This is a genomic window from Nocardioides silvaticus, from assembly GCF_003160695.1.
Lineage (GTDB): Bacteria > Actinomycetota > Actinomycetes > Propionibacteriales > Nocardioidaceae > Nocardioides > Nocardioides silvaticus.
The window spans coordinates 77,699-98,004 of sequence record NZ_QGDD01000001.1; the positions used below are offsets into that span (position 1 = coordinate 77,699).

Here is a 20,306-nt window from a genome sequence, read left to right on the forward strand (position 1 = left end):
GGGGACGGCCCCGCGTGCTCCGGGCACGCGGGGCCGTTCGCGTCTCACTAGGATGAGCCGGTCATGACCTCTTCCGCCACGCTCGCCGACCCCTGGCCCGCGCCCGTGGCGACCGGTCCGGTCGAGGCCGTGGTCTCGCTCCCCGGCAGCAAGTCGCTCACCAACCGCGCGCTGGTGCTGGCGGCGCTGGCCGACCGGCCGTCCGTCGTACGACGTGCGTTGCGGTCGCGCGACACCATGCTGATGGCGCAGGCCCTCACCGCGCTCGGCGCGCCCGTCGACACCTCCACCGAGGACTGGGCGGTCACGCCCCTGTCGGCGTCGGCCGGGTCCGTCGCAGCCGAGGTCGACTGCGGGCTGGCCGGCACGGTGATGCGGTTCGTGCCGCCGGTCGCCGGCTTGGTCGACGGCACGGTCGCGTTCGACGGCGACCCGCACATGCGCAACCGTCCGGTCGGCGAGGTGCTGACCGCGCTGACCGCACTCGGCGTCCGCGTCGACGACGACGGCCGCGGCTCGCTGCCGTTCACCGTCGTCGGCACCGGAGCGGTGCCGGGCGGGACCGTCGTCATCGACGCGTCGGCGTCGTCGCAGTTCGTCTCGGCGCTGCTGCTCGCCGGCGCCCGCTACGAGCACGGGGTCGACGTGCGACACGACGGCAAGCCGGTCCCGTCCCTCCCCCACATCGAGATGACCGTCGCGATGCTGCGCGACCGCGGCGTCGTGGTCGACGACGCCGACGCCAACCGCTGGGCCGTCGCACCGGGACCGGTCGCCGGTCGCGACGAGGCCATCGAGCCCGACCTCTCGAACGCCGCCCCGTTCCTCGCCCTCGCCGCGGTCACCGGCGGCACGGTGACCGTGCGCCACTGGCCCGAGCGCACCACCCAGCCCGGCGACCTGCTGCGCGACCTGCTCGGGGCGATGGGGTGCCGGGTGTCGTGGACTGCCGACGACGGCCTCACCGTGGCCGGACCGGGCGACGGGCACCGCGGCCTCCGGGGCCTCGACGTCGACCTGCACGAGGCGGGCGAGCTCGCCCCCGCGATGGCCGCTCTCTGCGCCCTGGCCTCCACCCCCTCGCACCTGCGCGGCATCGCCCACATCCGGGGCCACGAGACCGACCGGCTCGCCGCACTGGCCCAGGAGCTCGGCGCGCTCGGCGCCGACGTGACCGAGCATCCCGACGGGCTGTCGTTCCGTCCGGCACGGCTGACGGGCGGCGTGTTCCACACCTACGCCGACCACCGGATGGCGCACGCCGGGGTCGTCATCGGCGCCGTCGTGCCCGGCACCCTCGTCGAGGACGTCGCGACCACGAGCAAGACCTTCCCCGACTTCGCCTCGTTCTGGGCCGCGCTGCTCTGATGGCGGGCCCGGGCCGGTACGGCGAGCACGACGTCGAGCACTACGAGCGTCCCCGCCGCCGCACCCGTCCCCGCACCAAGGAGCGTCCGTCCTACGCCGACGCCGTCGACGGCACCGTCGTCACGGTGGACCGCGGTCGCTACACCCTCCTCGTCGAGGGCCGGCGGGTGCTGGCGATGAAGGCCCGGCCCCTGGGCCGGAAGGGCGTGGTCGTGGGCGACCGGGTCCGCGTCGTCGGTGACGTCTCGGGCAAGGACGGCACCCTCGCCCGCATCGTCGAGGTGGGCGAGCGCGAGACCGTGCTGCGTCGTACCGCCGACGACGACGACCCCGTCGAGCGCGTGATCGTCGCCAACGCGAGCCAGCTCGTCGTCGTGACCGCGCTGGCCGACCCCGAGCCTCGGTCGCGGTGGATCGACCGGGCGCTGGTGGCGGCGTACGACGCCGGCATGGCGCCGCTCCTCTGCCTCACCAAGGCCGACCTCGAGGACCCCGAGACCCTGCTGTCGACCTACCGCTCGCTCGGCGTGCCGTGGGTCGTCACCCGTCGCGGGACCGACGGCGCGATCGTCGGGCTCGAGGACCTGCGGGAGCGGCTGGCCGGTCGCAGCAGCGTGCTGATCGGTCAGAGCGGCGTCGGCAAGTCGACGCTGGTCAACGCACTGGTGCCCGAAGCGCAGCGGGAGACCGGCCACGTCAACGCGGTGACCGGCCAGGGACGCCACACGTCGACCTCGGCGATCATGCTCGAGCTGCCCGGGGACGGTTCGGAGCGCGGCTGGATCGTCGACACCCCGGGCATCCGCTCGTTCGGCCTCGCCCACGTGCAGCCCGAGCACCTGATCGAGGCCTTTCCCGACCTCGACGAGATGACCGAGGACTGCCCGCGCGGCTGCACCCACGGCGAGGACGAGCCCGAGTGCGGTCTGGACGAGGCGATCGACGCCGGCGAGGCCGATCCCGAGCGGGTCGCCTCGTTCCGTCGGCTGCTCGCCGCGCGGTCGGTGACCGACTACTGAGCAGTGGCGTGGGATCAGTCGCCGACGCCGTACCAGGCGATCTGGGCACCGGCGTCGCCCGTCAGGATCGCGTAGACCAGCGTCAGGACCGCGAGAGCAGCGAGGACGACGCCGAGCACGATGCGGACTGCCCCCTCACGGCGGTGCAAACCGGTCGCGGCGAGGGCGGCGGCAGCGAAGCCGGTGGCGGCCCAGCGGAAGATGTCGGCGCGGTCCTCGTGGGTCTCGAGGAGCTCGGCGAGCGGGCCGCCGTACGGGTTCCCGTCGACGAGGTCCTCCCCCGAGAGGTAGGCCGTCCACACAGCACCGACCGCGATCAGCGCGCCCACCAGCACCGGCCACCGCAGCCAGTCCCGCCAGCGACCCGGCACCGCGTAGACGATCGCGGCGAGGGCTGCCAGAGGTGTCAGGACGACAGCGCCGTGGACCACGAGAGCATGCAGTGGCAGACCGTTGATCTCCATGACGAAAGAGTGCATCACGTGAGGCATCACGGAGCGGAGGCTCGACCGGTTCATCCCTCGCACCGCGGCGACGGCGGGCGAGGTCTGGCTAGGGTGAGCCCGTGAGCACCGACTACACCGACGACCTCCGGCTGGCGCACCTGCTGGCGGACGACGCGGACTCGCTCACCCAGGCCCGGTTCAAGGCGATCGACCTGCACGTGATGAGCAAGCCGGACCTGACCCCGGTGACCGATGCCGACCAGGCCGTCGAGGAGTCGATCCGCCGTACTCTCTCCAAGGCGCGGAGCCGCGACGCCATCACCGGCGAGGAGCAGGGCAGCTCGGGCCACTCGCAGCGGCGCTGGATCGTCGACCCGATCGACGGCACCAAGAACTTCGTCCGCGGCGTCCCCGTCTGGGCCACCCTCATCGCCCTCGCCGTCGACGGCGAGGTCGTGCTGGGCGTGGTGTCGGCACCGCAGCTGCAGCGCCGTTGGTGGGCCTCGACCGGGCAGGGCGCGTGGACCGGCAAGTCGCTGCTCAAGGCCACCCGGTGCCAGGTGTCCGACGTCCGCCGCCTCGAGGACGCTTCGCTCTCCTACGCCTCCCTCAGCGGCTGGGAGGACCGCGGGCTCGGCGAGGACATGCTGGCCCTGATGCGGCGGGTCTGGCGGACGCGCGCGTACGGCGACTTCTGGTCCTACATGCTGCTCGCCGAGGGCGCGGTCGACGTGGCGGCCGAGCCGGAGCTCGAGGTCTACGACATGGCGGCCCTCGACATCATCGTGCGCGAGGCCGGCGGCCGGTTCACCTCCCTCGACGGGACCGACGGTCCGTGGGGCGGCAACGCCCTCGCCTCCAACGGCCACCTCCACGACGCGGCGATGTCGTTCCTCGGCACGATGCCCGACGGCGAGGACGACCCCGACTGGCCCGGCAGCGGGCCCGGCACGGTTTCGGACATCTGGTCCCGGAGCCCGCGCCGCGAGTAGCCTGCGTCACATGCGCATCAAGGATGTTCTCCAAGCCAAGCAGCACCGGGACGTCGTCACGATCCGCCCCGAGGCAGGGGTGCGGGAGCTGGTCGCGACGCTCGCCGAGCACAACATCGGTGCCCTCATCGTCAGTTCCGACGGCAGCACGATGGACGGCATCGTCAGCGAGCGCGACGTGGTGCGCCGGATGCACAGCGACGGCACCGTCATCGACAACACGGTCGGCGCGATCATGACCGAGGTCGTGCAGACCTGCTCCCCCGACGACGACCTCGACGACGTGATGAAGGTGATGACCGAGGGCCGGTTTCGCCACATCCCCGTCTGCGCAGGTGCCGACCTGGTCGGCATCGTGAGCATCGGCGACCTGGTGAAGCACAAGATCGACCAGCTCCAGTTCGAGCGGGACCAGCTCGACTCGTACGTGCACCAGTCGTAGAGGGTCTCGACAGGCTCGACCACCGAGGCACCTAGGGTGGACGCATGGAGAAGCCTGAGATCGAGTTCTTCGACCCCGAGCCGCCCGCGGACCTGGTGATCACTGACGTCACCGTCGGCGACGGCGCCGAGGCGACGCCCGGCAGCACCGTGTCGGTGCACTACGTGGGCGTCGCCCACTCGAGCGGCGAGGAGTTCGACGCGTCCTACAACCGCGGCGCGCCGCTCCAGTTCCGGCTCGGCGTCGGCCAGGTCATCCAGGGCTGGGACACCGGCGTGCAGGGCATGAAGGTCGGCGGCCGGCGGCAGCTGGTCATCCCGCCGCACCTGGGGTACGGCGACCGCGGGGCCGGTGGCGTGATCAAGCCGGGCGAGACGCTGATCTTCGTCGTCGACCTGCTCGGCGTCAGCTGACGCCTGGCTCGACAGCCACCGGGCCCGGCGTCGTGCCGGGACTTCATCCCCCGACGCCGGTCGTGAACGTCCCCTGCGGGTCGAGCGCAGCGCGGACCTCGCACAGACGGGCCCAGTCCTCGCCGTCGTGGAAACGGCTGCCGTCGACCCGCGCCTCGGTGAACGTCGGGAGCAGGGCCACCCGGCTCCACCGCGCCATCGCGCGAACCACCTGGTAGGCGGCGGCCTTGCCGGCGACGGCTGCCTGCGGGGTCGGGGCGACCGCGATGCAGTAGAGCGCGTAGTCGCCCTCGAACCGGCGCAGCGCACCCGCGGCCCCGGCGTCGCGCGCCAGCGCCCCGCCGAGGTGGCGGAGCTCGGCGAACATCAGGCCGCTCGTCGTGCCCGGACCGACCTGCTCGAGGAACGCGGCGACGGCGTCGTCGTCGAGCTCGCCGAGGACGGCGTGGTCGCTGACGGCCGGCACCGGGGCCGGCGGGTCCATGTGGACGTGCAGCAGCTGCCCGGACGGGATCCGGGCGAACGTGTCGACCTCCGGCTCCAGGGCCCGCAGTGGGGCGAGCACGGCCGCGGCCGTGTCGTCGTCCTCGAGCACGGCGCCGTCGATCACGACCACGTGGCGGCCGGAGAGGAACGGCGGCAGCTCGGGCAGCGGCGGGAAGCTCATCACCCGCAGCGAGGTGGTCACCGACTCGGGAGCGGTGCGGGTCCACTCGGTCCAGGCGCGGACCACCTCGGGCGCCCGCTCGCGGTCCCACAGCAGCATGCCGGCGAAGACGTCGGCGTACGGCAGCAGCGCCAGCTCCAGCGCCACCACGACGCCGACGCCGCCCCCACCACCGCGGACCGCCCAGAACAGGTCGGGCTGCTCGTCGGCGGTCGCCCGGACGACGGAGCCGTCGGCGGTGACGACCTCCACGGCGGTCACGCTGTTGGCGGCGATGCCGTGCTGCCGGCCGAAGAAGGAGAGTCCGCCCCCGAGCACGTAGCCGGCGACGCCCACGTCGGGCGCGCTGCCGTGGAGAGCGGTGAGTCCGTGGGCGGAGGCCGCGGTGACGACCTCCCCCCACTGGGTCCCGCCGAGCACCCGGGCGGTGCGGGTCTCGGGGTCGACGGTCGTGCCGGTCAGCGCAATGAGCCGGACCAGCACGACGTCGTCGAGGGACGCCTCCGCCAGCGGGCCCATGCCGTGTCCGGTGCTCATCGTGACGACGCGCAGCCCGGCCGCGGCGGCGGCCCGGACGACGGCGACGACGTCCTCGACGGAGGTCGGTACGGCGACGGCGGCGGGCCGCAGGTCGACGGCGAGGTTCCAGGCGGCGCGTGCGGCGTCGTACCCCTCGGAACCGGGGCGGAGGAGGGCGCCGGTGGCCTCGAGGTCGTCGAGGGTCGCGGCGCGGACGGAGGTGGCGGTCTGGTCGAGATCGATGCTGTTCATGTCCACAACGGTCGGGTCTACGCCCCGGCGCCGACCATCCCTGTCGTTCGGGTAGTTCCGCGCCTGCGGACCTGGGTGGTCCAGACCACCCAGACTTCTGGGATGGTGCGAACGGCGCTCGTCCCGGACACTTCACTACCGTGACCCGCGACCTGACTGCCGCTCGTGTCCGCCAGGACATCGACGTGGTGGCGCGCGCCGGGCTCGACCTGGAGACCTTCCTCGAGGAGTCGGTCACCTCGATCGCGCGGGCGCTGCCGTGGGTCGCCGCGTGCATCGCGACCCACGACCCGAGCACGCACCTGCTGACCAGCGCCCGGAAGTACGGCTACCTGCGCGACCGCAACGACCACGACCACGAGTTCGGACTGGTCGAGTACGGCCACGTCGAGGCCACCGCGTTCACCGAGCTGGCGGCCGCGGACTTCCCCGCGGCCGGCGTCCACCTGGTCACCGAGGGCGAGGTCGACCGCTCGCACCGGATGAGCTCGTTCATGCGCCCCCGGTTCGACTTCGGCGACGAGGCGCGGCTGGCGTTCCGGGACGGCCGCCAGGTCTGGGGCGCGATGGCGCTCTTCCGTGGCGACGACGACCGCCCGTTCGACCGCTCGGAGATCGAGTTCCTCGCCTCGCTGTCGGCGCCGTTCGCCCACGGCGTCCGCACCGGCGTGCTGTCCCGGCTCTCCGACGCCCCGCCGCCCGTCGACAGCAGCGGGCCGGCCGTGGTCGTCGTCGACAGCAACGACGAGATCGCCTCGATGAGCCTCGGCGCCGAGCAGCGGCTGGCCGAGCTCGTGGACGGCGAGGCCGCGGGCGACCCGATCGCCACGATCGGTGCGCTGGTGGGCGCTGCCCGGCGCTACGGACGGGGCGAGACGAGCACGCCGCCGCGCAGCCGGGTCCGCACCCGCAGCGGCATGTGGCTGGTGCTGCACGCCGGCCCCTTGATGTCGCGCGACGACCGCCAGGGCGAGGTCGTCATCACGATCGAGGAGGCCCGGCCCCCGGAGATCGTGGCGCTCGTCGTCGCCGCGTTCGGCCTCACCCCGCGCGAGCGGGACGTGACCCAGCTGGTGCTCCAGGGGGTCGACACCAAGGAGATCGGCGCGACCCTCCACCTCTCGGCCTACACCGTCCAGGACCACCTCAAGTCGGTCTTCGAGAAGGCCGGCGTCCGGTCGCGGCGCGAGCTGATATCGCGGATCTACTTCGACCAGTACGTGCCGCGGATGGGCGCCGAGCTCACGCCGTCGGGATGGTTCGCCTGAGTCCCCGCCCACCTACCAGGGCAGGTCGTCCTTCACCTCGCCGGTGACGACGCGAGCGGACTGGGCGGCCACGGCGACGACGTCGCCGTCCTGCAGCTGGCGCCCGCGGCGGGTCTCGACGTCGCCGTTGACCCGCACCATGCCGGCCGCGAGGAGGGGCTTGGCCTCCGCGCCGGTGTCGACCAGGTTCGCCAGCTTGAGGAACTGACCGAGCTTGATCGACTCGTCGGAGATCGCCACGTCGAAGGGGTCGGGCATGCTCCAACCCTAGTGAACGGCCAGCGAGGCGGCGTGGATGACGACGCCCACGAGACCACCGACGATGGTGCCGTTGATGCGGATGAACTGGAGGTCGCGTCCCACGTGCAGCTCGATCCGCTGCGACGCCTCCTTGCCGTCCCAGCGCTCGATGGTGTGGGTGATGATCGCGGTGACCTCGCTGCCGTAGCGGTCGACGGCGAAGACGGCGAGGTCGGCCGCCCAGTGGTCGAGCCGCTCGCGGAGGTCGGCGTCCTCGTTCAGCCGGGTCGCGAACAGCTCGACCTCGAGCAGCAACCGCTTGTGCACGGCGCCCTCCGGGTCGTCGAGCGACTTCACCAGCGCCTCGCGCAGGGCGTTCCAGACGGCGATGGCCGTCCGGGTGACCGCGGGGTGGTCGAGCAGCCGCTCCTTGAGCCGCTCGGCGCGCTCCTGGGTGGCCGGGTCGGAGAGCAGGTCGTCGGCGAGCTGCGTGAGCATCGAGTCGAGGGCGCGGCGGGCGCGGTGCTCCGGTTGGGCCCGGATCTCCGAGAGCCACCGCACCATCTCCAGGTGCAGCCGGTTGATGACGTAGGTGTTGACGCTGTCCGGCGCCCACCACGGCGCTCGCTCGCCGATCACCTCGTGCACGGTCTCGGGGTTGGCGATCAGCCAGTCGTGCAGCTCCGTCAGCGCCAGGTCGACCAGTCCGTGGTGGAGGTCGTCCGCGAGCGCCTCCTGCAGCAGGCCACCGAGCAGCGGGGCGACCGGCTCCTCGCGGAACCGCGGTGTCAGCGCGTCGTTGACGAGCGACTCGATGTGGTCCGGCCGCACCTTGGACAGGCCGATCGCAGCCAGGTCGGCCGCCTCCTCGACGACCCGGGTCCCGTTGGCGGGCACGGCGAGCCAGGTGGCCACACGCTGGGAGATCCCGACCGACAGGATCCGCTCGCGGATGATGTCCTCCTGCAGGAAGTTCTCCCCGACGAACTGCTCGAGCCCCTTGCCCAGGTCGTCCTTGCGCTTCGGGACCAGCGCGGTGTGCGGGATCGGCAGCCCCAGCGGGTGCTTGAAGAGCGCCGTCACCGCGAACCAGTCCGCGATCGCGCCGACCATCGAGGCCTCGGCGCCCGCGTTGACGAAGCCGAGGAAGCCGTCCTGGTCGAGGGTGAGCACGTAGACGGCGGCCGCGAACAGGAGCAGCGACACCGCGACGGTGCGCATCCGACGCAGCGCGCTGCGTCGTACCTCGTCGGAGGCCTCTCCCACGAGCGGGTCGGCAGGCAGCATCGGCGCAGTCACCTCCCCATCCTCTCCCACCCGGCGCGTCGTCCCGGGATCCGGTGGGTCCGTCCGCGACGCTGGTGGGCGTGTCCTTCCCCGCACGCCTTGCTGCTGCCTGCCTGCTCGCAGGTGCGCTGAGCGTCCTGGGCGGTCCGGCGGGGGCGGACCCGCAGCAGCCGTCGGCACGGCAGAGCACGGACACCCCGTTCTCCACGCTCGCGATGCGCGACCTCTTCGTCGCCCGGCCGACCCTCGGTCCGTTCGACGCCCTGCTGGCGACGGCGATGCTGGCTCGGCCGACGGACGGCAGGAAGGACCCCGGCGGCGACGGCTACCGCGGCCCGAGCCGCAAGGCGTGCGGTCCCCGGATCTGCGTGCACCACGCCGTCCGCGGCACCGACGCCCCACCCTCGCGGCGGTGGGTGCTCCGGACCCTGCGAGCCCTCGGCCGGGTGTGGGACCACGAGGTGGGCCGGCTCGGCTACCGCCCGCCGCCCCCCGACGGGCGCCGTGGCGGGGACGCCCGGTTCGACGTCTACCTCGCCGACCTCGGGGCTCGCGGCCTGTTCGGCTACTGCACGCCGGAGCGGCGCGTCCGGGGCGAGCGGTTCGCCGCGTCGAGCTACTGCGTGCTCGACGACGACTTCTCGCGCCAGCAGTTCGGGGCGGCGCCGGGCGACAGCCTCCGGGTGACGGCGGCGCACGAGTTCTTCCACGCGGTCCAGTTCGGCTACGACTTCCGCGAGGACCCCTGGCTGCTGGAGTCGACGGCGACCTGGATCGAGGAGACGTTCGCCGACAAGGTCGACGACAACCGCCGCTACCTGCGGTTCGGCACCGTCCGTCGCCCGGCCGTCCCGCTCGACGACTTCTCCAACGACCGCTACGCGCACTACGGCAGCTGGGCGTGGTGGGAGTTCCTCACCGGGCGGTACGGCGACCGCATCGTGCGCGCCGTCTGGGGCAAGGCCGACACGGTCGGGAGGGCGCCGGACCTGTCGTCGATCGACGCGGTCGAGGCCGTGCTCGAGCGCCGGCGCGGGCTGCGCGCCACGCTGACGTCGTACGCCGTCGCCAACCTCTCCCCCGCCGACGCCTACCCCGAGGGGAGGACGTGGCCGTCGGCGAAGGTCAGCAGCGTGGCCCGGATGAGCCCGACGCGGACCGACGAGACGGTCCGGGTCCGCATCGACCACCTCGCCGCCCGACACGTCGCGTTCACGCCCACCCGAGAGCTGCGCGGCGGCGGGTGGCGGCTGCGGGTACGGGTCGACGCTCCCCGTCGCCGGTCGGCCGTGCGGGTGACCGTCGTCCGCACCGACGGGCAGCTGGTGCGCCGCGTCGTCCGGCTCGACCGCGGGAAGGGCGGCGCGACCGTGCGCTTCGACGTCCGCGCCGTGGCCCGGGTGCTCGTCACCATGGTCAACACGTCCGCGCGCTACCGCTGCGACCGGAACACGATGTACGCCTGCGGCGGCGAGCCGCTCGACGACGGCGCCCGGTTCGCCGTCCGCGCCGAGGTCGTCCGCCGCTGACTCAGCCGGCAGCGCGGTCGTCCCAGCGCAGCGTGGCTGCGACCCCGGAGGCCAGCGCGAGCTCCTGCGGCAGCGGCACCTCGTGCGGCAGCACCGACACGCTCGCGCCGGTCAGCGCGGCAGCGGCGACGAGCACCTGGTCGGCCGGCAACGGCCCGGCACCCACGGCCTCGGGAAGGGCCAGGCCGGGGTGGTCGGCCGGGTCGACGGTGACCTCGCGCGCGTCGCCGAGGTCGAGGAGGAGCCGCTCGACCTCGCCCTTGACGAGGGCGTCCGCGACCCGGTCCGGCCCGGCGAGCACGCCGCGCCCGGTGGCCGTGCCTCGCTGCAGCTCCTGCAGCAGCGCGTCGGTCGCCCGTGCGCTGCACTCGTCGACGAGGCGGCGCACGTCGGACCACAGCGCTTCGTCAGAGGTGCCGGCCGCGCGGCCGCCGGACTCGACGACGGCGACGGTGGCAGCAGAGCCGGACAGCAGGTCGGCGAGGTCCGAGCGCGCCCGCACGTCGCCGCAGACGACGATCAGCTCCGGGCGGTACTGCTGGTCCAGGGCGGCGATCCGGTCGGCGACCAGCTGGGCGTTGGCGTGCCAGGTGTTCTCGGCGCGCTGCTGGTACTTGTCCTGCGCCCAGTCGCCCTCGGGAAGCTTGGTGATGTCGAAGGTGTCGCCCTCCACCGAGGTCGAGGTGGCCGCCCGGGTGCCGGGCGCGAGGTACAGCTCGATGTCGGCGCCGGTCCGGTCGGTGCGGACCAGTGCGAACCGCACGTCGCCGTCCGACTGCGCGATCCAGCCCGCCAGGTCCGGCAGCGGCCCGACGGCGACGGTCTCCGGCCACGGCGTGCTGCCGGCCCGGGCGTCGTCGAGCAGGACCTCGTCGGTGTTGGACACCAGCGTCCGTCGTACGTCGCCGGGCAGGCCGGTGGGCTCGCGGAACCGCCGTTCGAGCTCGTTGATCACGTCGGCACCGACGCCCTCGTGCTCGAGCTGGTGTCGAGCGGTGGTCCAGCGGGCGTCGAGCTGCTGGCGGGCATCCTCGCTGGCGCGACCGACGTCGAGGTGGAGCGTGACGTAGGGGCCGGGGCGGTCCAGGACTGATCGGATCTTGTCGAGACGCATACAGGTGCCGTACCCGCCGCACCCGATCTGATCCGGGCGCCGCGAGACGACCTTGAGACTGCAAGTTGGGCGAATCGACTGGCTCGCGACGGGCTCGGATGCAATGCTGCGCTGTGCTGAAATCCAAGTCATTGCTCACGATCCCCATTGCCCTGGCACTCGGCCTCACCCTGGCCGGTCCGACCGCCGTCGCGGACGACGACTTCGGTGGCCCGGGCCTCACCCTCGACGCCACGTCGAGCAAGGCCGACGCGGCCGCCGACACCCTGGACGAGGTCCAGGCCATCCTCGATGGCGACGCCGTCGGGCGCGGTGGTCGCACGACCGACGGCCGCAGCCTCACGGTCGCGCTGCGCGACCTCAAGCGCGACATGAAGTACCTCAAGGGCGAGGACAACAAGCAGGCGCAGCGCTTCCTGATGCGCCCGGGTGAGGGGGGCGACCCCTACATCCCCGGCGCTCTCCCCTGGTCCACCTGCGGTCCGCAGATCTGTGTCCACTACACCGAGTCCGGCGCGAACGCGCCCGACGGCTCGGACGGCGTGCAGGGCACGATCCCGCAGTACGTCACCGACGTGCTCAACACGATCGAGCAGATCAACACCGACTACATCGCGGCGGGCTACCGCACGCCCGAGCGTGACGGCGCCCTCGGCGGGAGCAACAACAAGGTCGACATCTACCTCGGCGACATCGGTCCGCAGGGCCTCTACGGCTTCTGCACCTCCGACGACCCCCACGACCCGTTCGACGAGAGCGACCCCGGCTACCAGGACTTCAGCTTCTGGGCCTACTGCGCACTCGACAACGACTACGACTCCAGCGAGTTCCCCACGAACACGCCGTTCGAGAACATGCAGGTCACCGCGGCGCACGAGTTCTTCCACGCGGTGCAGTACGCCTACGACGCCTACGAGGACGGCTGGATCATCGAGTCGACCGCCACCTGGGTCGAGGACGAGATGTTCGACGACGTCAACGACAACCGGAACTACCTCGGCACCGGCCCGCTCGCCTTCCCCAACGTCCCGATCGACTACTACGGGTCGGGCGACCCCGAGGAGCTCTCCGGGTTCCACTACGGCACCTGGATCTGGTGGCGCTACCTGACCGAGAAGTTCCCGGCCAAGACGGGCAAGCTGCCGAAGCTCGTGCTCGACGTCTGGAAGCGGCTCGACGCCGCCAACGGCGCGGGCCCCGACCGCTACTCCACCCAGGGTCTTGCTGACGTCCTCAAGAACCGCGGCACCAACATCAGCGCCGAGATCATCAAGTTCCAGGTCGGCAACCGGCGCGCCAAGTCGTTCTACGACGAGGGCAACGCCTACACGCCGGCGCCGGCGGCGGCCATCATCGGGCTGGCCGCCAACAGGGCCGCCTACGCCGAGGGGCCGATCAACCACATGGCGTCGGCGACCGCTCGGTTCAACCCGAAGAATCTCTCGCAGAAGGCGTGGAAGCTGCGCTTGACGTTCGACCTGCCGCCGAAGGCCCGCGGCGCCGCTGCGGTCGTCGTCGTCTACCGGAAGAACGGGAAGATCGACCAGACGACCGTCAAGCTGGACAAGAAGGGCAACGCGACCAAGACGGTGCCGTTCAGCTCGAAGACCGTGAAGGGCGTCGACGCGGTGCTCGTCAACACCAGCACCCGCTTCACGTGCTGGGCGAGCAACGAGTCGCCGTACTCGTGCTTCGGCAACCCCAAGGACGACGGCCTGAAGTACAAGGTCACCGGACGCACCGTCAAGTGATCCTCACCGCGTCGGCGTAGCCGTCGCGAACTCGTCGACCGACGCCAGGTCATACGACCCGGCGTCGGTCGACAGGTTTTGGGCCACCTGGGCGGCGGTCGCGCAGCCGAGCGTGGCGGAGGCGAGGAGGTCGCGGCCGAGAGCCCGACCGAGGAGGAAGCCGGCGGAGAACGAGTCACCGCAGCCGGTGGTGTCGACGACCTCGATCTCGAACGCCGGCACCCACGCGGTCTGGTCCGCGGTGGCGACGTAGGCGCCCCGGGCGCCCGCGGTCACGGCGACGCAGCCGACGCCCCGGTCGAGCAGCGCCTGCGCACCGTCCTCGAGCGTGGTTGTCGCGGTCAGGCCGAGCAGCTGCTCGTCGTTGGGGAGGAACAGGTCGACGAGCGGCAGGCAGGCGGCGATCGCGTCGAGCCACATCGGCTCCCCCGGCGCGAGCATGTCGACCGACGTGGTGACGCCGGCGCTCCGCGCCGCCTCCAGGACGGCGACCGCGGCGTCGCCCAGGAACTCCGGGCCGCCGACGTGCACGTGGTCTGCCGCGCGCACGGCGTCGAGGTCGATGTCGTCGAGGGTGAGGCTGCCGTTGGCTCCGATGCAGTGCCAGGCCGGTCGATCGCCGTTCCCGTTGATCGGCAGCACGCTCGCCGAGGTCTGGACGCCGCCCTTGGTGACGACCCGCGCGGTGTCGACGCCGTTGGCCTGCAGCAGGCCGAGCAGCGTCGCGCCGATCGGGTCGTCGCCGACGGCGGCGATGCTGGCCACCTCGGCCCCGAGCTTGCTGAGCACGACGGCGGTGCCGCCGGCCGTCCCGGCGGGCGACATCCGGATGGTGTCGACGAGGGCGCCGCTCGAGCCCTCCGGGATGCTGTCGACGGTCGCCACGTGGACGTCGAGCACGTGCACGCCGATGCAGATCACCTTGGTCACGCTCGTCACTCCGCTTCTGTCCCCTGGACGGTGCCGTAGTTCCGCGCGATCGCGGCCGCGATCACGTCCTCCTGCTGTTGACGGGTGAGGGTCGCCGGCTTCCCCATCAGCGTGGCGTCGCGGTAGACGCCGCACAGCCACTCGAGGAGCAACGCGTTCTCGACCGCCTTGTCGAGCGTCGGGCCGATCGCGACCGCTCCGTGGTTGGCCATCAGCGCCGCCGCCCGGTCCTCCAGCGCGGCGACGACCCGCTCGGCCAGTCGCGGCGTCCCGAAGGTGGCGTACGGCGCCACCCGGACCTCACCGCCCAGCAGCAGCTGTTGGTAGTGGATGACCGGGATCGAGGACACGGAGATGGAGGCCGCGGTGCTGACCGGCGCGTGCGTGTGGACGACCGCGGCGACGTCGTACTTCTCGTAGATCGAGAGGTGGAGGTGGACCTCCGACGTCGGCACGAGGGTGCCGCCCACCTGGCGGCCGGCCAGGTCGACCTCGACGACCTGCTCCTCGGTCAGCCCGCCGAGGACGGCGCCGGTCGCCGTCACGGCGACCCGGTCGCCGGCCCGCACACTGACGTTGCCGGCGGTGCCGATGAGCAGGCCCTCCGCGGCCAGTCGGTGGCAGGCCGCCACCACCTGCTGCTGGGCTTCAGTCACAGCAGGACAGTAGACCTGTTCGGCATCGGCCATCGCCTACCCTCGAGAAGATGAGCATCCCGACCCACGAGCTCAACGACGGCCGGTCGATCCCCGCGATCGGCTTCGGCACCTACCCGCTGCGCGGCTCCGAGGCGGTCGATGCGGTGGTGAGCGCCATCGAGGTCGGCTACCGGCTGATCGACACCGCGGTGAACTACGAGAACGAGGAGTCGGTGGGCGAAGGCCTCCGCCGGTCCGGCGTGCCGCGCGAGGAGCTGTTCGTCACCAGCAAGCTGCCCGGCCGTCACCACGCGTACGACGAGGCGATCTCGTCCACCGAGGCGTCCCTCGACCGGCTCGGTCTCGACTACCTCGACCTGCACCTCATCCACTGGCCGAACCCGTCGGTCGGGCTCTACCCCGAGGCGTGGCGGGCCCTCGTCGAGCTCCGGTCCCGCGGCCTGGTGCGGTCGATCGGGGTCTCGAACTTCACCCGCGCCCACCTCGACCGGGTCATCGCGGACACCGGCGTGGTCCCCGCGGTCAACCAGGTCGAGCTGCACCCCGCCTTCCCGCAGGCGGAGATGCGCGCTGCGCACGCGGAGCTGGGCGTGCTGACCGAGGCGTGGAGCCCGCTCGGCAAGCGCGCGGCGCCGTACGACGAGCCGGCGGTGGCCGGTCCCGCGGAACGACTCGGTGTGACGCCGGCCCAGGTGATCCTGCGCTGGCACCTCGAGCTCGGCTCGCTCCCGATCCCGAAGTCGTCCTCCGCGGAGCGGCAGGCCGCGAACCTCGACGTCTTCGGGTTCTCGCTGCAGCCCGAGGAGGTCGACGCGATCTCGGCCCTGGGGCGCAGCGACGGGCGGCTGTTCGGTGGCGACCCCGACGTGCACGAGGAGATGTAGCCGGGGCTGTCGGCGCCCGGCCCTAGCCTGACCGGCATGACCGACGCGGAAGTCGTCCGCCGGGTGGCGTCCGCGCTCCCCCGCGCCTACGAGGTGCAGGTGCGCGGCCGGTGGAAGTTCCGCGTCGGTCAGATCGTCTTCGTGGCGTTCTCGGAGGACGAGCAGCAGATCGGGTTCGGCTTCCCCAAGGAGGAGCGGGACGCGCTGGTCGCGTCCGCTCCGGACGTGTTCTTCCTGCCGTCCGCCGGCGACCTGCGCTACCCGTGGGTGTGCGGCAACCTGGCCGCGCTCGGCGCCGACGAGGTGCGCGAGCTGGTCACCGACGCATGGCGGATGTGCGTGCCTGCGATGCTCCACGACCTCCCCGAGCTGCCCCCGCCGACGGCCGAGGCGTGGGCGCTGCTCGACGCGGACGACCACGCGGCAGCCGCGCCGCTGCTCCACCCCTACCTGCACTGGACCGATCGCGGCACGGCGCTCCGTGGCCGCAACAACGTGCTGCAGCACCTGCGGCACCACCCCAGGCCGCGGCCGCCGCGCGAGGTCGAGGTGCGGGACGGCCAGGTCTACCGCTGGGTCCGCTAGCCGGGTCAACCAGCCCTGGGGAGGGCGCGCCGCCGACAGTGCCCCACACACCGCCGGCAGCGCTGCAGGAGGAAGTACCCGAGTCCGAGCGGTTCCTACGCCCCTGTCTGCCGGCCCACGCCGAGCCATGTGTCGAAGGTCTCGTCGAGGATGGTCGCTCCCTCGCCGGTCAGCAGCCCTCCGTCGCCGATCTGGCGTCCAGTCCTGCCGGGGACGGGCACGGCGAGGACCCTGCGGCGACTGCCGTCGCGGTCGAGCACCCGACGAGCGAGGTCCGGGAGCTGGTGCTGCTCGGGACCGCCCACGTCGGGCGCGAGCCCCTGCGGCTCACCGAGGGCGACGCGGACGAGGAGCTCCGCCAGCTGGTGCGCGGCGACCGGCTGGGTCAGCATCTTCGGCACTAGGGCGACCGGACCGCGAGCGCGCTCCAGCAGCTGCCCGGCGAACTCGTGGAACTGTGTGGCCCGGACGATCGTCCACGGCATTCCGCCGGCGCGGACCAGCTCCTCCTGCCGACGCTTCCCGAGGTAGTAGGGGACGTCGACCCGGTCGCAGCCGACGATCGACACGGCGAGGTGGTGCCGGACCCCGGCCCGCTGCTCCGCGGCCAGCAGCTGGCCGCAGGCTGCCTCGAAGAACGCGATCGCGGGCTTGGTCCGCAGCGTGGTCACGTTGCTGGCGTCGACCACGACGTCGACGCCGTCGAGGGCGCGGTCGAGCCCGGCTCCGGTGGTCAGGTCGACGCCCTGCGACCGGGCGATGACCACAGGCGTCGCGCCGTGGTTGCGGACGGCTTCGACGATCCGGGCCCCGAGGACGCCGGTGCCGCCGGCGACGGCGATGCTGGTCACGGTCCCAGGCTAGAGGAGCACACAGCTCATGCGGCGAGCGAGACCAGCAGGCCACCACCGGCGAACGCCAGGAGGCCGACGACGAGCGTGGACGTGGCGATCGTCGGGATCAGTCGCCGCCAGCCCGACGCCTCGCCCGCGCCGTGGTACCCGTGCGTCAGCGCGTGCCCCTTGCCGCGCCCCAGCAGCCAGAGGTTGACCGGGTACGCCGCGACGAAGGCCGCCGAGAGGGCGATCACCAGACCGACCCAGAACGTCGCGTTCACCAGTCCCGCGTTCATCGCGCCGGGGATCAGCGCGATGACGGTGTTGTCGACCAGCTCCATGATCGCGATCGACAGGGTGTCGGCGGCCAGCACGACCGAGAGCGCCGCGCCGACCCCCAGCCCGGCCTTGAGGACCGGCAGCGTCGAGAGGAGGTACCCGAAGAGGAAGGCGAGCGAGACGGACAGCGCGATCGTCCAGCCGGTCGCCAGCCCGACCGCCGTGCCGATGACGAGTCCGAGGATCTCGCCGATGGCGCAGCCGGTGAGGCAGTGGAGGGTCGCCCCGAGCGCGAGGATCCGGGTGCTCTGGTCGTGGTGTGCGTGGTGCCGTGAGTGGTCCATGTCGACCTCCAACGTATACCCCGGTGGGGTATATTCCCAGGTCTGGATCGCAATTCGCCGGCTGACACTCGTGGGGTGTCGGTGACGACCTCTACGGTGGCTGGACCGACGAGAAGCGAGGTGCTCGCATGACCAGCACGATCGAACCGGGGCTTGGCTGGGACCCCACCACCCTCCACCAGAGGTACGACGAGGTGCGCGCCTACACCGAGACGCTGGCCGCGCCGCTCTCACCCGAGGACCAGACGGTCCAGTCGATGCCCGACGTCTCTCCCACCAAGTGGCACCGCGCGCACGTGACGTGGTTCTTCGAGACCTTCGTGCTCGCGGACAACGAACCGGAGTTCGCGCCCTTCCAGGACAAGTACTGGTTCCTCTTCAACAGCTACTACGAGGGCATCGGCCCGCGCTACAGCCGCCCCGACCGCGGACTGGTCAGCCGACCGGGCGCCCACGACGTCGGCTGCTACCGCAGCAACGTCGACGACCGGATGCGTGACCTGATCGACCGGCTCGACGAGGGCACGCTGACGAAGCTGGCGGACACCATCGAGCTCGGCTTCCACCACGAGCAGCAGCACCAGGAGCTGCTGCTGATGGATATCAAGCACGTCCTGTCCCGCAACCCCCTCCAGCCCGCCTACGCCGGCAGCCCGCCCCCGCAGTCGACGCCCGACACGATGGGATGGGTCGAGGTCGACGGCGGCCTGGTCGAGGTCGGCCACGAGGGCGACGGGTTCTGCTTCGACAACGAGCTGCCCCGTCACGAGCAGTGGCTGCGGCCGTTCCGGATCGCCGACCGGCTCGTGACCAACGGCGAGTGGCTCGACTTCATGGCCGACGGCGGCTACCGCCGTCACGAGCTCTGGCTCTCCGACGGCTGGACCAGGATCCAGACGGAGGGCTGGGCGGCGCCGTTCTACTGGACCGAGGTCGACGGCGTGTGGTTCGAGCACACCCTCCACGGCACCTGGCCGGTCAACCCGGGCCTCCCGGTCAGCCACGTCAGCTTCTACGAGGCAGAGGCCTATGCCACCTGGGCCGGAAAGCGGCTGCCCAGCGAGGCGGAGTGGGAGCACGCAGTGGTCTCGACAGGCTCGACCACCGGGGACGGCTCGACCACCGGGGACGGCTCGACCACCGGGGACGGCTCGACCACCGGGGACGGCTCGACCAGCAGCAGCGTCACCGGCAACCTCGCCAACAGCACGAGCTGGCACCCCGAGGCCGCAGGGCCCGCTGACGGCGGGCTGCGGCAGGTGTTCGGCGACTGCTGGGAGTGGACGTCCTCGGCCTACCACCCCTACCCCGGCTTCCACCCGCCCGCAGGCGCGATCGGCGAGTACAACGGAAAGTTCATGAGCAACCAGATGGTGCTGCGGGGCGGCTGCGCCCTGACGCCGGCCGGCCACGCGCGGGCGACGTACCGCAACTTCTTCCCGCACCAGTCGCGCTGGGCGCTCTCCGGGGTCCGGCTCGCCGACGACGGAGCGGGGGCGGCCGCGTGAACGCCCCCAAGGTCGACATCCTGCTCGCCGCCGACTGGGCGGCGAGCGGACTGGTGCAGGACGTCCGCCGCGGGCTCGGGTCCCAGCCGCGCACACTGCCGCCGAAATGGCTGTACGACGAGGCCGGCTCCCGGCTCTTCGACGAGATCACCCGGTTGCCGGAGTACTACCCCACCGAGTGCGAGCGGACCATCCTCCGCGAGGCGGCCGCGGAGATCGCCGCCACGTCGCACGCGACGACGGTCGTCGAGCTCGGCAGCGGCACCAGCGACAAGACCCGCCTGCTGCTGGACGCCTACGCGGATGCCGGGCACCTCGAGCGGTTCGTGCCGGTGGACGTCTCCGAGGAGACGCTCCGGGAGGCGGCCGACATGCTGGCAGCGCGCTACCCGACGACGTCGGTGGAGGCCGTCGTCGGCGACTTCACGCTGCACCTGGGGCATCTCGCACGCTACGGGCGCAAGCTCATCGCGTTCCTCGGCGGCACGATCGGCAACCTCTACGTCGAGGAGCGTGCCGCGTTCCTCGGCGCGCTCGCCGACTCCATGGCCGACGACGACGAGCTCCTGCTCGGCACCGACCTGGTCAAGGAGGCGGACCGGCTGATCACCGCGTACGACGACCCCGGGGGCGTCACCGAGGCCTTCGTGAAGAACAGCCTGCACGTCCTCAACCGCGAGCTCGGCGCCGACTTCGACCCGGACGCGTTCTCCTACGTGCCGTTCTGGGACCGCCGGATGCAGCGGATGGACCTGCGGCTTCGCGCCGAGATGCCACAGCACGTCGCCCTCCCCGGCGCCGGCATCGAGCTCGACCTGGCCTCGGGCGAGGAGATCCGGGTCGAGATCTCGACGAAGTTCACCCCGGAGGGGCTGCGCAAGGAGCTCGAGGCGGTCGGCCTCCGCGTCGCCCGGACGTGGACCGATCCCACCGACAGCTTCGCGGTCACGCTGGCCCGGAAGACGAGCTAGCGA

21 protein-coding genes are annotated in these 20,306 nt (G+C 72.2%); 12 read left to right on the forward strand and 9 right to left on the reverse strand.

Annotated features, from left to right (window positions below; translation table 11 throughout):
- The first annotated feature begins 63 nt into the window (after positions 1–63).
- Complete coding sequence (gene aroA, locus DJ010_RS00385; RefSeq protein ID WP_109691664.1) at positions 64–1,368, forward strand: 3-phosphoshikimate 1-carboxyvinyltransferase; 1,305 nt, start codon at positions 64–66, stop codon at positions 1,366–1,368.
- On the forward strand, positions 1,368–2,387 hold the full coding sequence (rsgA, locus tag DJ010_RS00390; RefSeq protein ID WP_109691665.1) for a ribosome small subunit-dependent GTPase A: 1,020 nt from the start codon (positions 1,368–1,370) through the stop codon (positions 2,385–2,387). Before aroA ends, rsgA begins: the two co-directional genes overlap by 1 nt.
- A gap of 14 nt (positions 2,388–2,401) precedes the next feature.
- Here rsgA and DJ010_RS00395 read toward each other — a convergent pair whose 3' ends face one another.
- A complete protein-coding gene (locus DJ010_RS00395; protein WP_146207201.1) occupies positions 2,402–2,851 on the reverse strand; it encodes a DUF2231 domain-containing protein in 450 nt (149 codons plus the stop codon).
- Positions 2,852–2,952: 101 nt separating this feature from the next.
- Here DJ010_RS00395 and DJ010_RS00400 point away from each other — a divergent pair, with 101 nt between their 5' ends.
- From DJ010_RS00400 to DJ010_RS00410, 3 genes are read left to right on the forward strand one after another with little or no spacing between them, the layout of a single operon-like run.
- On the forward strand, positions 2,953–3,825 hold the full coding sequence (locus DJ010_RS00400; RefSeq protein ID WP_109691667.1) for an inositol monophosphatase family protein: 873 nt from the start codon (positions 2,953–2,955) through the stop codon (positions 3,823–3,825).
- Positions 3,826–3,835: 10 nt separating this feature from the next.
- Positions 3,836–4,267 carry a CBS domain-containing protein gene (locus tag DJ010_RS00405; protein ID WP_109691668.1) on the forward strand — a complete coding sequence of 144 codons (432 nt, stop codon included), beginning with the start codon at positions 3,836–3,838 and terminating at the stop codon, positions 4,265–4,267.
- Between the two features lie 44 nt (positions 4,268–4,311).
- The gene (locus tag DJ010_RS00410; protein ID WP_109691669.1) at positions 4,312–4,680 is read left to right on the forward strand and encodes an FKBP-type peptidyl-prolyl cis-trans isomerase; all 369 of its coding nucleotides are present in this window, start codon (positions 4,312–4,314) and stop codon (positions 4,678–4,680) included.
- Between the two features lie 43 nt (positions 4,681–4,723).
- On the opposite strand, the gene DJ010_RS00415 is transcribed toward DJ010_RS00410, so the two are convergent.
- Positions 4,724–6,118, reverse strand: coding sequence for an FAD-binding oxidoreductase (locus DJ010_RS00415; protein ID WP_109691670.1), 1,395 nt, complete (start codon positions 6,116–6,118; stop codon positions 4,724–4,726).
- 140 nt (positions 6,119–6,258) lie between these two features.
- Here DJ010_RS00415 and DJ010_RS00420 point away from each other — a divergent pair, with 140 nt between their 5' ends.
- Positions 6,259–7,386 (forward strand): helix-turn-helix transcriptional regulator, encoded by a 1,128-nt coding sequence (locus tag DJ010_RS00420; RefSeq protein ID WP_109691671.1) that lies wholly within the window; start codon positions 6,259–6,261, stop codon positions 7,384–7,386.
- A 12-nt stretch (positions 7,387–7,398) separates the two neighbouring features.
- Here DJ010_RS00420 and DJ010_RS00425 read toward each other — a convergent pair whose 3' ends face one another.
- Positions 7,399–7,644 (reverse strand): RNA-binding S4 domain-containing protein, encoded by a 246-nt coding sequence (locus tag DJ010_RS00425; RefSeq protein ID WP_109691672.1) that lies wholly within the window; start codon positions 7,642–7,644, stop codon positions 7,399–7,401.
- 9 nt (positions 7,645–7,653) lie between these two features.
- Complete coding sequence (locus DJ010_RS00430; protein WP_245927113.1) at positions 7,654–8,925, reverse strand: DUF445 domain-containing protein; 1,272 nt, start codon at positions 8,923–8,925, stop codon at positions 7,654–7,656.
- 68 nt (positions 8,926–8,993) lie between these two features.
- Here DJ010_RS00430 and DJ010_RS00435 point away from each other — a divergent pair, with 68 nt between their 5' ends.
- Complete coding sequence (locus DJ010_RS00435; RefSeq protein ID WP_146207202.1) at positions 8,994–10,442, forward strand: MXAN_6640 family putative metalloprotease; 1,449 nt, start codon at positions 8,994–8,996, stop codon at positions 10,440–10,442.
- A 1-nt stretch (position 10,443) separates the two neighbouring features.
- Here the strand turns inward: DJ010_RS00435 and DJ010_RS00440 are convergent, their stop codons facing one another.
- Positions 10,444–11,556: a baeRF2 domain-containing protein gene (locus DJ010_RS00440; RefSeq protein ID WP_109691675.1), complete on the reverse strand. Its 1,113-nt coding sequence runs from the start codon at positions 11,554–11,556 to the stop codon at positions 10,444–10,446.
- A gap of 113 nt (positions 11,557–11,669) precedes the next feature.
- On the opposite strand from DJ010_RS00440, the gene DJ010_RS00445 reads away from it, so the two are divergent.
- The gene (locus DJ010_RS00445; protein ID WP_146207203.1) at positions 11,670–13,307 is read left to right on the forward strand and encodes an MXAN_6640 family putative metalloprotease; all 1,638 of its coding nucleotides are present in this window, start codon (positions 11,670–11,672) and stop codon (positions 13,305–13,307) included.
- Positions 13,308–13,310: 3 nt separating this feature from the next.
- On the opposite strand, the gene DJ010_RS00450 is transcribed toward DJ010_RS00445, so the two are convergent.
- The gene (locus tag DJ010_RS00450) at positions 13,311–14,237 is read right to left on the reverse strand and encodes a carbohydrate kinase family protein (protein WP_109692440.1); all 927 of its coding nucleotides are present in this window, start codon (positions 14,235–14,237) and stop codon (positions 13,311–13,313) included.
- A 5-nt stretch (positions 14,238–14,242) separates the two neighbouring features.
- Positions 14,243–14,893: a class II aldolase/adducin family protein gene (locus tag DJ010_RS00455; protein WP_211318588.1), complete on the reverse strand. Its 651-nt coding sequence runs from the start codon at positions 14,891–14,893 to the stop codon at positions 14,243–14,245.
- A gap of 50 nt (positions 14,894–14,943) precedes the next feature.
- Here DJ010_RS00455 and DJ010_RS00460 point away from each other — a divergent pair, with 50 nt between their 5' ends.
- Positions 14,944–15,780 carry an aldo/keto reductase gene (locus tag DJ010_RS00460; RefSeq protein WP_109691678.1) on the forward strand — a complete coding sequence of 279 codons (837 nt, stop codon included), beginning with the start codon at positions 14,944–14,946 and terminating at the stop codon, positions 15,778–15,780.
- A gap of 36 nt (positions 15,781–15,816) precedes the next feature.
- Entirely contained in the window at positions 15,817–16,365 is a 549-nt protein-coding gene (locus DJ010_RS22345) for an MmcQ/YjbR family DNA-binding protein (RefSeq protein WP_211318589.1), read from the forward strand.
- 95 nt (positions 16,366–16,460) lie between these two features.
- Here the strand turns inward: DJ010_RS22345 and DJ010_RS00475 are convergent, their stop codons facing one another.
- Complete coding sequence (locus DJ010_RS00475; RefSeq protein WP_211318590.1) at positions 16,461–17,216, reverse strand: SDR family oxidoreductase; 756 nt, start codon at positions 17,214–17,216, stop codon at positions 16,461–16,463.
- A gap of 26 nt (positions 17,217–17,242) precedes the next feature.
- Positions 17,243–17,824 carry a DUF4396 domain-containing protein gene (locus tag DJ010_RS00480; protein WP_109691679.1) on the reverse strand — a complete coding sequence of 194 codons (582 nt, stop codon included), beginning with the start codon at positions 17,822–17,824 and terminating at the stop codon, positions 17,243–17,245.
- Positions 17,825–17,952: 128 nt separating this feature from the next.
- On the opposite strand from DJ010_RS00480, the gene egtB reads away from it, so the two are divergent.
- Together egtB and egtD are read left to right on the forward strand one after the other, a co-directional pair.
- A complete protein-coding gene (egtB, locus tag DJ010_RS00485) occupies positions 17,953–19,332 on the forward strand; it encodes an ergothioneine biosynthesis protein EgtB (RefSeq protein ID WP_109691680.1) in 1,380 nt (459 codons plus the stop codon).
- The gene (gene egtD, locus DJ010_RS00490) at positions 19,329–20,303 is read left to right on the forward strand and encodes an L-histidine N(alpha)-methyltransferase (protein ID WP_109691681.1); all 975 of its coding nucleotides are present in this window, start codon (positions 19,329–19,331) and stop codon (positions 20,301–20,303) included. Before egtB ends, egtD begins: the two co-directional genes overlap by 4 nt.
- Positions 20,304–20,306: the final 3 nt, after the last annotated feature.